The sequence below is a fragment of the Sphingomonas yantingensis genome, from assembly GCF_014199325.1.
Taxonomy (GTDB): domain Bacteria; phylum Pseudomonadota; class Alphaproteobacteria; order Sphingomonadales; family Sphingomonadaceae; genus Sphingomonas; species Sphingomonas yantingensis.
Genome location: NZ_JACIJJ010000001.1, coordinates 692676 through 704683, shown reverse-complemented (window position 1 = coordinate 704683; position 12008 = coordinate 692676). Strand labels below are relative to the sequence as shown.

10 protein-coding genes are annotated in these 12008 nt (G+C 68.3%); 7 read left to right on the top strand and 3 right to left on the bottom strand.

Annotated elements, in window-relative coordinates:
* The first annotated feature begins 70 nt into the window (after nucleotides 1-70).
* The gene (gene metX, locus FHR19_RS03545; RefSeq protein ID WP_184024426.1) at nucleotides 71-1183 is read left to right on the top strand and encodes a homoserine O-acetyltransferase MetX; all 1113 of its coding nucleotides are present in this window, start codon (nucleotides 71-73) and stop codon (nucleotides 1181-1183) included.
* Nucleotides 1180-1767 (top strand): methionine biosynthesis protein MetW, encoded by a 588-nt coding sequence (metW, locus tag FHR19_RS03540; RefSeq protein WP_184024424.1) that lies wholly within the window; start codon nucleotides 1180-1182, stop codon nucleotides 1765-1767. The genes metX and metW overlap by 4 nt, the downstream gene beginning before the upstream one ends.
* On the opposite strand, the gene FHR19_RS03535 is transcribed toward metW, so the two are convergent.
* Both FHR19_RS03535 and FHR19_RS03530 read right to left on the bottom strand, forming a co-directional pair.
* Nucleotides 1757-2536 (bottom strand): DUF1206 domain-containing protein, encoded by a 780-nt coding sequence (locus FHR19_RS03535; protein WP_184024422.1) that lies wholly within the window; start codon nucleotides 2534-2536, stop codon nucleotides 1757-1759. The genes metW and FHR19_RS03535 overlap by 11 nt on opposite strands.
* 52 nt (nucleotides 2537-2588) lie before the next feature.
* Nucleotides 2589-3128, bottom strand: a complete 540-nt coding sequence (locus FHR19_RS03530) for an RBBP9/YdeN family alpha/beta hydrolase (protein WP_184024418.1) — start codon at nucleotides 3126-3128, stop codon at nucleotides 2589-2591.
* Nucleotides 3129-3384: 256 nt separating this feature from the next.
* On the opposite strand from FHR19_RS03530, the gene FHR19_RS03525 reads away from it, so the two are divergent.
* The 3 genes from FHR19_RS03525 to FHR19_RS03515 are packed head-to-tail and all read left to right on the top strand — an operon-like array spanning nucleotide 3385 to nucleotide 9138.
* Nucleotides 3385-6447 (top strand): response regulator, encoded by a 3063-nt coding sequence (locus FHR19_RS03525; RefSeq protein WP_184025827.1) that lies wholly within the window; start codon nucleotides 3385-3387, stop codon nucleotides 6445-6447.
* Complete coding sequence (locus FHR19_RS03520) at nucleotides 6432-7307, top strand: CheR family methyltransferase (RefSeq protein ID WP_184024416.1); 876 nt, start codon at nucleotides 6432-6434, stop codon at nucleotides 7305-7307. Before FHR19_RS03525 ends, FHR19_RS03520 begins: the two co-directional genes overlap by 16 nt.
* Nucleotides 7297-9138, top strand: a complete 1842-nt coding sequence (locus FHR19_RS03515) for a response regulator (protein WP_184024414.1) — start codon at nucleotides 7297-7299, stop codon at nucleotides 9136-9138. The genes FHR19_RS03520 and FHR19_RS03515 overlap by 11 nt, the downstream gene beginning before the upstream one ends.
* Before the next feature lie 149 nt (nucleotides 9139-9287).
* Here the strand turns inward: FHR19_RS03515 and FHR19_RS03510 are convergent, their stop codons facing one another.
* Entirely contained in the window at nucleotides 9288-10121 is an 834-nt protein-coding gene (locus FHR19_RS03510) for a flagellin N-terminal helical domain-containing protein (protein WP_184024412.1), read from the bottom strand.
* Nucleotides 10122-10379: 258 nt separating this feature from the next.
* Between FHR19_RS03510 and FHR19_RS03505 the strand changes: the two genes are divergently transcribed.
* The gene (locus FHR19_RS03505) at nucleotides 10380-11636 is read left to right on the top strand and encodes a sigma-54 interaction domain-containing protein (RefSeq protein ID WP_184024411.1); all 1257 of its coding nucleotides are present in this window, start codon (nucleotides 10380-10382) and stop codon (nucleotides 11634-11636) included.
* On the top strand, nucleotides 11633-12004 hold the full coding sequence (gene fliE, locus FHR19_RS03500; RefSeq protein ID WP_184024409.1) for a flagellar hook-basal body complex protein FliE: 372 nt from the start codon (nucleotides 11633-11635) through the stop codon (nucleotides 12002-12004). The genes FHR19_RS03505 and fliE overlap by 4 nt, the downstream gene beginning before the upstream one ends.
* The last annotated feature ends 4 nt before the right edge of the window (nucleotides 12005-12008 follow it).

Here is a 12008-nt window from a genome sequence, read left to right as displayed (position 1 = left end):
AGCCCGTGGGCCGGTACCCGCAAGGCCAGCCCTTTTCGGCGGCGGCGCGCTCGGCTAGGGCGCGGCCAGCATGTCCGCCCCCGCCCTTGGTCAGAATTGCCGCGCCGTCCTGCCCGGCCCGCTCCGCCTCGACGGCGGGGTCCTGCTGTCACCGGTCGAGATCGCGTACGAGACGTACGGCACGCTCAATGCCGAGGGGACGAACGCGATCCTCGTCTGTCACGCGCTGACCGGCGACCAGTATGTCGCGTCGAACCATCCCGTCACCGGCAAGCCCGGCTGGTGGACGCGGATGATCGGGCCGGGCAAGCCGATCGACCCGGCACGCGATTTCGTCATCTGCTCGAACGTGCTCGGCAGTTGCATGGGCACCTCAGGCCCCGCGACCGTGAATCCGGCGACGGGCAAGCCGTGGGGCATGAGCTTTCCCGTCATCACCATCCGCGACATGGTGCGCGCGCAAGGAATGCTGCTCGACCATCTGGGCATCGGGCGGCTGAAGGCAGTGGTCGGCGGGTCGATGGGCGGGATGCAGGCGCTGAGCTGGGCCGCGACCTTCCCGGATCGCGTGGCCGCCGCGGTCGTCATCGCCTCGACCGCGCGACATTCGGCGCAGAATATCGCCTTTCACGAGGTCGGGCGACAGGCGATCATGGCCGATCCCAACTGGAACGGCGGTGACTATTATGAAGGGACGCCCCCCGCCGCGGGCCTGGCGGTCGCGCGGATGGCGGCGCACATCACCTATCTGTCCGAAGCCGGCCTGACCGAGAAGTTCGGGCGGCGGTTGCAAGCTCGCGAAGCCAAGTCGTTCGGCTTCGACGCCGATTTCCAGGTTGAAAGCTACCTCCGGCATCAGGGCCTCGCCTTCACCGACCGCTTCGACGCCAACGCCTATCTCTACATCACCCGCGCGCTCGACTATTTCGATCTCGCCGAGGAGCATGGCGGCGTCCTCGCCAACGCGTTCCGGGGGGCAGCGACGCGCTTCTGCCTCGTCAGCTTCGATACCGACTGGCTCTATCCGACGAGCGAGAGCCGCGCGGTGGTGCAGGCGCTGCACGCCGCGGGCGCGGCGGCGAGCTTCGTTGAACTGTCCTCGCCCTTCGGCCACGACGCGTTCCTGCTCGACAGCCCGGAGTTGAACCGGGTGGTCGCGGGGTTTCTGGGGAACGGCCGATGAATCTCCGCCCCGATCTCGCGATCATCGCGAAGAACGTCGCGCCGGGGTCGCGCGTGCTCGACGTGGGTTGCGGCGACGGCGCGTTGATGGCAGCGCTCCGCGACACGGCGAACGTCGATGCGCGCGGGCTGGAACTGAACCCCGGCAATGTCGCCGCCGCGGTGGGACGCGGGCTGTCGGTAGTGCAGGGCGATGCCGACACCGACCTTGCCGACTATCCCGACCAGAGCTTCGACTATGCGATCCTCAGCCAGACGCTGCAGACCACGATGCGCCCGCATGTCGTGCTGGACGAGTTGCTCAGGATCGGCCGGCGCGCGTTCGTCAGCTTCCCCAATTTCGCGCACTGGCGCGTCCGCGTGTCATTGTTGTGGGGCGGGCGGATGCCCGTCACCCGCCTTCTGCCGCTCGAGTGGTACGAGACGCCCAACATCCACCACGTCACGATCGACGACTTTCGCGCCTTCGTCCGCGAGCGCGGCCTGACCGTCGAGGGCGCGTGGTTCCTGTCCGACGGGCGACCCGCCCGCCCCGCCGCGGCGAACCTCTTCGCCGAGCACGCAGTGTTCCTGCTCAGGCGGTGAGCTTGCGCACCCATGCCGTGTCGCACACGTCGCGATAGCGGGCCATCACCAAGCTGAACACGCCAAACAGCATCAGCCCGCCGGCCACCCCCGCGAACAGCCATCCGCGCCCGTCATAGGCGGCCAGCGCGTCCTGAAACCCGACCTCGTCCGCCTGCCCCGACCGGCCAAGATCGACCAGTGCCCAGGCGATCGCGGCGAACACGGCTGCGCGCGCGGCATAGCCGATGCGGCCGACCACCTCGCTCCAGTGCGGCGCATCGCGGGTGAGCAGGCGCATGAAATTGGCGCTCCATGCCTTCTCCGCCTGCGTGAACGCCGCGATGCCGAAGCCGATACCGACGACGATCAGGATTGCCCAGCCGAACGGCAGGCCGAGCGCATAGGCAGTGGCATCGCGCCCCGCCGCGCCGTCATCCGGCTGGGTCCCCCATGCGAAGAGCGAGGCGGCACCATAGGCAAGGCCGAAATGTGCAAAGCCGCTGAGCGCGTGGCCCGCGCGCTTGGCGATCCCCTTGGCATCGTCGCCATCAGCCTCGAGATCGACATAGGCGCCGTAAAGCCGGAACAGGCCGTACGCCGTCAGCCCGATTGCCAACGCTGCCGTCAGCGCCTCACCGCCGGGAATACGCGACAAGGGCGACAGCACGCTCGTCGTTCCCTCCGCGCGGCCAGTCGCCAGCGACAGATAACCGAGCGCGAAATAGATGATCGCCCGCGCCAGATAGCCGATGCGCGCCAACATCGCGATGCGTTCGTCGGGCTTCATCGGCATTCGCTCCCCTTGTTTCGGGGACGCAACGCACTTCAGCGCAAAAGGATCAGCGCACCACGCCGAGCCACAGCCGCTCGCCGCGGCTCACCTCGCGCTCGACCACCGCGGCGGTGAAGCGCTGAACCGCGCGCTGGGCGCGGACGAACGGCCCCTCGTCGCCATCGACGACGCTGCTGCCCCAGCCATCGGCCAGCGCGCGCATTTCCGCATCGCCGACGACGACCGAGGGAAAGGGCAGCGCGACGCGCGGCGAGGCGAAGCGCGCCTCGTCCTTGGCGCCGGGTTCGAAGAACAGCGCACCGGCGACGCGGCCGACATAATCGGCGGGCGACAGCCGCGCCCACCAGGCGGCGGCAAAGCAGCCCGCCCCCTCCGCCACCAGCAGCACGGCGCGATCGGCATCGAGCACCGCCCGGTCGATCTTCGCGGCGAGCAGGTTGCGGTCGGACAGCCGGCGCGCACGGACGGGCACATGGCCGTTGCCCGCTGCCGGCCAGTCGAGTAGCCGAGACCAGGCAGGAACACGCCGCTCGGCCAGCGTGACGACCGAGAAGCGATTGGCAAGCGCAGGCAGAGCAAGATCCATCGCCGCGACTCCAGTTGAAGGCCGTTCAGCAAAACTACAGCAACCTTGTGGGCGATCAACTGCGCAAGCTGCAATCGGGTCCGAAGCGCCGCGAGTCGCACCGATCGGCCGACGAACCGCTGCGTCGACGCGCGGGCAAGCGGGACCCCGGCCCTTTTTCCATGCTTGTTCGCGCGGGATCGGACTGAAATAAGGCGCGCTTTATCCTCCGCCCGAGTCCAAGCGTCCGATGTCGAAGTTCATGACCGATCGCCGTATGCCGCTGATCTATGCCGGCCTCGGCATCATGCTGGCGGTCCCATTTGCGGCGGATGCGGTGTTTCCGCTGGGGACGGCAGTCTGGATCGCCTATTTCCTGCCCGTCGTGCTCGCCTATCTGGCGCCGCGGCCGGTCGTGCCGCCGGTCGTCGCGGCGCTGGCGACGCTGCTCACCATCGTCGGCTTCACGCTGGCGCCCGCGGGAATCGACCCGGCGCTGGCGATCCTCAACCGCTCGATCGCGATCCTCGCGGTGTGGATCCTCGCGCTGACCGGCGCACTGTTCATCCGCAGCCGCATCGCGGTCCGGCATCAGGAGTGGTTGCAGACCGGCCAGGTCGGGCTCGCGCGCGCGGTGGGCGGCGAGCAGCCGCTCGACACGCTGGGCGACAATGCGCTCAAGTTCCTCGCCGACTATCTGGGGGCGCAAGCGGGCGCGATCTTCGTGCGCGACGGCGAGATCTTCCGCCGCCGCGGCACTTATGGCGTACCGGCGCAGGCGAACGTGCCCGACACGATCCTGGGCGGTGACGGGATGCTGGGCCAAGCGATCGCCGACAAGCGCAGCTTCGTGCTGACGACGGTGCCCGACGACTATCTATATTACGGCACCGCATTGGGCCAGGCGAAGCCCGCGACGCTGATCGTCACCACGACCGAGGCCGACGAGACCGTCAACGCCGTCATCGAACTGGGCCTGCCCGCCGGCGATCCGGCCCCCGCGCTCGAACTGCTGGAGCGCGTTGGCGCGCAGCTCGGCGTCGCGATCCGCTCGGCCAAATACCGCGCCCGGCTTCGCGAACTGCTCGAGGAGACGCAGCAGCAGGCCGAGGAGCTTCAGGCCCAGTCGGAGGAGCTGCGAGCCAACAATGACGAGCTGGAGACGCAGAGCCGCCAGTTGCAGGACGCCGCCGCACGCCTCGAACTCCAGCAGAGCGAGCTCGAACAGACCAACGCCCAGCTGGAAGAGCAGACCCGACAGCTCCAGATGCAGCGCGACGACTTGGAGCGCGCGCAGACCGCGCTCCAGGCGCAGGCCGGCGACCTCGAAAGCGCCAGCCGCTACAAGTCCGAGTTCCTCGCCAATATGAGCCACGAGCTGCGCACGCCGCTCAACTCGCTGCTCATCATGGCGCGGTTGCTGGCGGAGAACCGCGCGGGCAACCTGACCGCCGAACAGGTTCGCCATGCCGAGACGATCGAAACCTCGGGCAACGACCTGCTCACGCTCATCAACGACATTCTCGACATCTCGAAGATCGAGGCGGGCAAGCTCGAACTGCAGCCGCGACAGGTGCGCGTGGCGCCGGTGCTCGACAAGCTGCGCGCACTGTTCGCGCCGGCGGCGGAGGCCAAGGGCATCGGCTTTCGCATCGACCTCGACGCCGGGGTGCCGGGTCTGTTCGAGACCGACCCGCAGCGGTTGGAGCAGGTGCTCAAGAACTTCCTGTCCAACGCGATCAAGTTCACCGCCAAGGGCGAGGTGTCGCTGACCGCCTCGACCGACGCGGCGGGGCGCATCGCCTTCACCGTCCGCGACACCGGCGTCGGCATCCCCGCCGAGCATCAGCAGGCGATCTTCGAGGCGTTCCGCCAGGCCGACGGGACGATCAGCCGCAAGTACGGCGGCACGGGCCTTGGCCTCTCGATCTCGCGCGAACTCGCCCGGCTGCTCGGCGGCGAAGTAGCTGTCGAGAGCGTCGTCGGCGAGGGAAGCGCCTTCACGCTGTTCCTCCCTACCAGCTTCGACGCCGCCGCGCCCGTCCCTACCCTCCGCGCTGAGCCGGTCCGCCCCCTCCCTTCCAACCCCAAGCCCGGCCGCCGCCGCGCGGTCGAGGCGGCGGAGGACGACCGCGAGCATCTGTCGGGCGATGCGCGCGTCATCCTGATCGTCGAGGACGATCCGGTCTTCGCCGCGATCCTGCGCGACGTGGCGCATGAATTGGGGTTCCAGGCACTGATCGCCGGCACCGCGGACGAGGGCGCGCTGATGGCGCGGCAATATCTGCCGCACGCAGTCATCCTCGACATGAACCTGCCCGATCACACCGGCCTGTCGGTGCTCGACCGGATCAAGCGCGACGTGCGCACGCGCCACATCCCCGTCCATGTCGTGTCGGTCGACGACGACAGCCAGGCGGCGCTGTCGGGCGGCGCGATCGGCTATCTGTTCAAGCCGGTGAAGCGCGACCAGCTGATCGACATGCTCGAGGGGCTGGAGGCGAAGATGGCGCAGCGGATGCGCCGCGTGCTGGTCGTGGAGGACGACGCGCAGCAGGCCGAGAGCGTCCGCCTGCTCCTCGCCAGTCGTGAGGTCGAGACCGTGGAGGCGCATTCCGCCGCCGAATGCGTCGAACTGCTGGCGCGCGAGACGTTCGACTGCATGGTCCTCGACCTCAACCTGCCCGACGCCTCGGGCCTCGACCTGCTCGAACGGCTGAGCCATGACGAGAGCGTCGGCTTCCCGCCGGTCATCGTCTATACCGGCCGCGACCTGGGGCATGACGAGGAACTGCGCCTGCGCCGCTATTCCAAGTCGATCATCGTCAAGGGCGCCAAGTCGCCCGAGCGCCTGCTCGACGAAGTGACGCTGTTCCTGCACCAGGTCGTCGGCGAACTGCCCGAGCCGCAGCAGCAGCTGATCGCCAAGTCGCTGGGCCGCGACGCAGCATTGGAAGGGCGCCAGATCCTTGTCGTCGAGGACGATATCCGCAACGTCTATGCGCTCACCAGCATCTTCGAGCCGCATGGGGTGAAGGTTCGCATCGCCCGCAACGGCAAGGAGGCGCTGACCGCGCTCGACGAAAGCGCGCGGGGGGTCGCCGATCCGGTCGACCTCGTCCTCATGGACGTGATGATGCCCGAGATGGACGGTCTCACTGCCACGCGCGAGCTGCGCGGGCAGAGCTGGGGCAAGACGATGCCGGTGATCGCGCTCACGGCCAAGGCGATGGCGCGCGACCAGCAGGAATGCCTGGACGCCGGCGCCAACGACTATCTCGCCAAGCCGCTCGACGTCGACAAGCTGCTCAGCCTGGTGCGCGTATGGATGCCGCGCTAGAGGATCGCGCCTTTGCGGCGCACGAGGCGATCGAGCTCGACCTGTTGCTCGAGGCGATCCACCGCCACCATCATTACGACTTTCGCGGCTATTCTCGCGCCTCGCTCCAGCGGCGCGTCGACCGGGCGATGCGCCGCTTCGGCCTCGACAGCCTGTCGCAGCTCCAGCACCATATCCTGCGCGAGCCGAAGGTCTTCAACGAACTGATGGGCTTCCTCACCATCCAGGTGAGCGAGCTGTTCCGCGACCCGCATTATTACAAGGCGCTGCGCGAGCACGTCGTCCCGCACTTGCGCACCTGGCCCTCGCTCAAGGTGTGGATCGCCGGCTGCGCGAACGGCGAGGAGTTCTATTCGCTCGCCATTCTGTTCCGCGAGGAGGGGCTGGAGGATCGCACGATCTTCTACTGCACCGACATCAGCCCCGCCGCGCTCGAGAAGGCGGAGGCCGGCATTTACGATGTCGAGCGCATTCCCCAGTTCACCGAGAACCACCGCCGCTCGGGCGGCAAGTCCTCGCTCTCCAACTATTATACTGCCGCTTATGGCGCGGCCGTGTTCGACAAGTCGCTGCGCCGCCGGGCGGTTTTCGCCGAACACAACCTCGCCAGCGACGAGGTGTTCTCCGAGATGCAGCTCATCTCCAGCCGCAACGTCCTCATCTATTTCGACCGCGAGCTTCAGGATCGCGCGATCGGGCTGTTCGGCGAGTCGTTGGTGCGCGGCGGGTTCCTCGGCCTCGGCTCGAAGGAGACGCTGCGCTTTTCGAGCCAGTCGGCCGCGTTCGACGATTTCGACGAGCGCGAAAAACTGTACCGCCGCAACCGAACCGCGTTAGGACGCGCGCACCATGCCGCCTGAACCCGTCAAGATCCTCGCAGTCGACGATATCGACGAGAACCTGGTGGCGCTCGAAGCGCTGCTGCGCCGCGACGACGTTCAGTTCATCACCGCGCGTTCGGGGGTGGAGGCGCTGGAGGCGCTGCTGGTCCACGACATCGCGCTCGCGCTGCTCGACGTGCAGATGCCCGGAATGGACGGGTTCGAGCTGGCCGAGCTGATGCGCGGGACCGAGCGGACGCGGCGCGTGCCGATCATCTTCGTCACCGCCGCCGGCCCCGACGAGCGGCGCACCTTTCGCGGATACGGCGCGGGCGCAGTCGACTATCTCTTTAAACCGCTCGACCCGCATGTCGTGCGCAGCAAGGTCGACATCTTCGTCGAGCTGGCCCGCCAGCGCCACGAACTTGCCCGCCAGCGCGACGACCACGCCGCCGCGCTCGCCAAGCTCAACGCGCACCACGACAACTCCCCCCTCGCCTATGTCGAGATCGGCCCGGATCAGCGCATCACCGGCTGGTCCGACAGTGCCGAGCGACTGTTCGGCTGGCGCCTGTCTGAAGTGGCAGGCTTCCGCCCCGACGACCTCGAATGGCTCGATGCGGGTCATGCCGGCGCGTTCGGCGAGCTGATCGGCGGGATGATCGCCGGCCACCGCCCGCGCGCGGTCCATGCGATGCGGATGCGCAACGCGGTCGGCCTGACGCTGGAGGTCGAATGCTATTGCTCGGCCCTGCTAGACGCCGCCGGCCGCCTCGCCTCGATCGGCATCCAGATCCTCGACGTGACCGAGCGCAAGCGCGCGGAGGAGACGCAGCGGCTGCTGATCGGCGAGCTCAACCACCGGGTGAAGAACACGCTCGCCTCGGTCCAGGCGATCGCGTCGCAGACGCTGCGCCATTCGACCGGGCCGTCCGACTTCGCGCCGACGTTCATCGGGCGCATCCACGCGCTCGCGCGTGCACACTCTCTGTTGAGCGCGACGACGTGGCAGGGGGCGAGCTTGCGCGAACTGGTCGAGGGGCAATTGCTGACCGGCACCGTTGCCGCCAGCCAGCTGGTCATCGACGGCCCCGACGTCGACCTTGCCCCCGAGCCCGCGCTGCATCTGGCGCTGGTGCTGCACGAGCTGGTCACCAACGCGCATAAATATGGTGCGCTGTCGGTGCCCACAGGGACCGCGTCGCTGCGCTGGACGCGCGTCAAGGGCCAGCTCCTTCTCGAATGGCAGGAGCGCGGTGGGCCGCCGGTCGCCACGCCGCAGCGGCGAGGCTTCGGCTCGGCGCTGATCGAGCGGAGTCTCCGCGCCGAGGGCGGCGGGGCCGAGGCCGAGTTCGCACCCGAGGGGCTGACCTGGCGCCTGCGCCTCCCCTCCAACGCCCGCCTCCATACCGCGCCGCGCCCGATCGTCGCCGAACCGTCAGCGGCACGGCCCGCCGACCCGCTGTCGCTGACGGGCAAGCGCATCCTCGTCGTCGAGGACGAGCCGCTGGTCGCGATCGAACTGGGGCAGGTGTTGAACGATGCCGGCGCGGTGGTGATCGGCCCGGCCGCGAGCGCCGCGCACGCATTGGCGCTGATCGGGACCGAGCCGGTCGATGCCGCGCTCCTCGACGGCAATCTTCAGGGCGAGATGGTCGATGCCATCGCGCTGGCGCTGCAAACACGCGGCATCCCGTTCCTGTTCGTCAGCGGCTATGGCCGCAACCACCTGCCTGCCGGGTTCGATGCGGTGCCGATTGTCGCCAAGCCCTTCGCCGCGCCCGCGCTGGTCGCCGCCGCCGCCGCATTGTTCGCCGACGCGCCCGCGGCGATCGTCGCCGTGCCCGTCATCCCGACCCCGAACGCCTGAACGCGAAAAACCCCGGTCGGATGTCCGACCGGGGTTCTCGCCTTGCCGTGTCCGCTGTCCCGGCGGACCGGCCGGGCCGGCGCCTTCCGCCCTCATTCAAGGGGGGAGGCGGGCGGCGCCGGTTACGCTTTACTCGATCACCGGTCCGCTTAGCGGAGCAGCGACAGCACGCCCTGCTGCGACTGGTTGGCCTGCGCCAGCATCGCGGTCGAGGCCTGCGAGAGGATCTGCGCCTTGGCGAGCATCGTCGTCTCGGCCGAGAAATCGGCGTCCTCGATGCGGCTGCGCGCGTCGGTCAGATTGGTCATGTTGGTGGTGACATTGGAAACGACCGACTGCAGGCGGTTCTGCTGCGCACCGAGCGTGGCACGCGCCGTGTTGACCGACTTCAGCGCGTCGTCGACGTTGGTCAGCGTGGTTGCCGCATTGGCCACCGAGTCGATGTTCAGACCCGTTGCGGTGAAATCGGCCGCGTCGACCTGCACCTTGCTGATGGTCACCTTCTCGCCAGCCGCAGCGCCGACCTGGATGTCGAAGTTGTCGGCGGCGGCCGTCGCGGTCGCCGTGGTGTTGAACAGCGCAACATTGTTGAACTTCGTCTTGGTCAGCACGTCGTTGATCTGAGTCGTCAGTTCGGCGACTTCGAGCTGCATGTTGTCGCGATCGTCGTCGCTGTACGTTTCCGACGACGACTGGATCGCCAGCTCGCGGACGCGCTGCAGCATGTTCGTGACTTCGCTCAGCGCGCCTTCCGCGGTCTGCGCCAGCGAGATGCCGTCATTGGCGTTGCGGACGGCCTGGTTCATGCCCTTGATCTGCGAGGTCATCGACGTGGCGATGGCGAGGCCGGCGGCGTCGTCCTTGGCCGAGTTGATGCGCTTGCCGGTCGACAGACGCTCCATCGACGACTTGAGGGCTTCACTCGCCGAAGTGGCGGCGTTCGCTGCACGAAGCGAACCGATGTTGGTTCCGATAACGGTCATTGTCCGATCTCCATAGTTCCCGGACCGCCCTGAGGCCCCCCCGAATGAAAACCTCGGGGCTGGGCAGTCATGCCGGGGAACGACCGCGGGGCGGCGGGCTTAAGCGAAAAAATCGCTGGCCCCTCGCGCCGGCACGCGGATTTCGATCCCGTACGTACGCGGGGGATACAGAAGCGGAAAATTCTTGCCGGACCCGGCAGATTTTACCGGCCGTTAACTATCGCAAGTGCATGGATGGGTCCTCAAGGGGGCCAATCAATGTCGTCGATCATCCCGTCGCGCGCCGTCCAGCGCGATCATTTCCTGCTGTTGTCGATGCTTCGCACCGCCGGGCTTGAGATTGCGGAGGCCGATTCGGCCCCGCGTCCGGGGGATCGCTTCCTGATCGCCGGGGGCGAGATGGCGGCCGTGCCCGCCCGCACGATGATCGTCGCGGCGGGGCGCCAGATCGCCCGGCCGTTCGGCGACGGCACGCCCGCGATGATCGGCTTCGATCCCGCCGACGCGGCGACCGGCGCGGGCTATGCCGCGGCGATGCTGCGCGGGTCCGAGGCCGCGGTCGCAGCCGATCCGGAAAGCATGGCGCTGTTCGCGCTGGCCGAGCGGGTGGGCCGCAGCGACATCACCGTCCTGATCGGTGGTCCCACCGGCACCGGCAAGGAAGTGCTTGCCCGCGCGATCCACCGCGCCTCCGACCGCCGCGACGGGCCGTTCGTCGCGATCAACTGCGCGGCGCTGCCCGAATCGATGCTCGAGGCGATGCTGTTCGGCCATACCAAGGGCTCGTTCACCGGCGCGTCGTCGGGCGGTCAGGGCTTCTTCCGCGCCGCCAATGGCGGCACGCTTCTCCTCGACGAGATCGCCGAGATGCCGCTGCCGCTCCAGGCCAAGCTGCTGCGCGCGCTCCAAGAGCGCGAGGTGGTGCCGATCGGCGCGACCGAGCCCGAGAAGATCGACGTGCGCGTCATCGCCTGTGCCAACCGCGACCTTCAGGCCGAGGTGGCCGAGGGCCGCTTCCGCGCCGACCTCTACTATCGCCTGTCGGTCTTCCCGCTGACGACCCGCGCGCTGGCCGAGCGGCCCGCCGATATCGCCGCGCTCGCGACCGCGATGCTGGTCCGCCATGGCGGCAGCCGCGCGCAGCTTCCCTGGCTGTCGTCGGACGCGCTGGCGAAGCTTGAGGGCCATGACTGGCCGGGCAACGTCCGCGAGCTGGAAAACGTGATTCAGCGCGCGCTGCTCCTGTCCGCCGGCGAGCGGATCGAGGCGGGCGACATCATCTTCGACCGTCCCGCCGCGCGCCCCGTGGTCGCCAATGATGAGGGCAACGGCCGCCTCTCGAACATCGTCCAGATGCACGAGTTTCAGGCGATCCGCGAAACGCTGGCCGCCTGCAACGGCAGCCGGATCGAGACCGCCCGCCGCCTCGGCATCTCCGAACGCACACTCCGCTACCGCCTCGCACGGCTTCGCGAACAGGGTGACCAGAGCCTCGACCGGAGGGCCACGGCATGAGCGTTTCCGGCGTCGGCGGCGCGATGAGCGTCGACCGGATCATGGCGATGCGCCAGCAGATCCTCGAGAAGAACCAGGCACTGTCGCGTGCCGGCACCGACGTGGCGGCCCCTGCCATCGGCGCCCCCGTGCGCACGACGCCCGCCGCCACAGACTTCGCCGCGACGCTGGAAAGCGCACTCGGCCAGGTCAACCGCCAGCAGCATCAGGCAAGCGAGATGTCTGCCGCCTATGAACGCGGCGAAACCATCGACATCGCCAAGGTGATGCTCGCCCGCCAGCAGGCATCCGTCGGCTTCGAGGCCACGCTGCAAGTCCGCAACAAGCTGTTGTCCGCCTACAAGGACATCATGAGCATGCCGGTGTAACGCG

Bases quoted from the DNA above. Each gene is read 5' to 3' on its own strand.
- metX (WP_184024426.1), top strand. From the start codon at position 71: ATGTCCGCCCCCGCCCTTGGTCAGAATTGCCGCGCCGTCCTGCCCGGC.
- FHR19_RS03510 (WP_184024412.1), bottom strand. From the start codon at position 10,121: ATGACCGTTATCGGAACCAACATCGGTTCGCTTCGTGCAGCGAACGCC.
- FHR19_RS03530 (WP_184024418.1), bottom strand. From the start codon at position 3,128: ATGGATCTTGCTCTGCCTGCGCTTGCCAATCGCTTCTCGGTCGTCACG.
- FHR19_RS03520 (WP_184024416.1), top strand. From the start codon at position 6,432: ATGGATGCCGCGCTAGAGGATCGCGCCTTTGCGGCGCACGAGGCGATC.
- FHR19_RS03525 (WP_184025827.1), top strand. From the start codon at position 3,385: ATGCCGCTGATCTATGCCGGCCTCGGCATCATGCTGGCGGTCCCATTT.
- metW (WP_184024424.1), top strand. From the start codon at position 1,180: ATGAATCTCCGCCCCGATCTCGCGATCATCGCGAAGAACGTCGCGCCG.
- FHR19_RS03505 (WP_184024411.1), top strand. From the start codon at position 10,380: ATGTCGTCGATCATCCCGTCGCGCGCCGTCCAGCGCGATCATTTCCTG.
- FHR19_RS03535 (WP_184024422.1), bottom strand. From the start codon at position 2,536: ATGAAGCCCGACGAACGCATCGCGATGTTGGCGCGCATCGGCTATCTG.
- FHR19_RS03515 (WP_184024414.1), top strand. From the start codon at position 7,297: ATGCCGCCTGAACCCGTCAAGATCCTCGCAGTCGACGATATCGACGAG.
- fliE (WP_184024409.1), top strand. From the start codon at position 11,633: ATGAGCGTTTCCGGCGTCGGCGGCGCGATGAGCGTCGACCGGATCATG.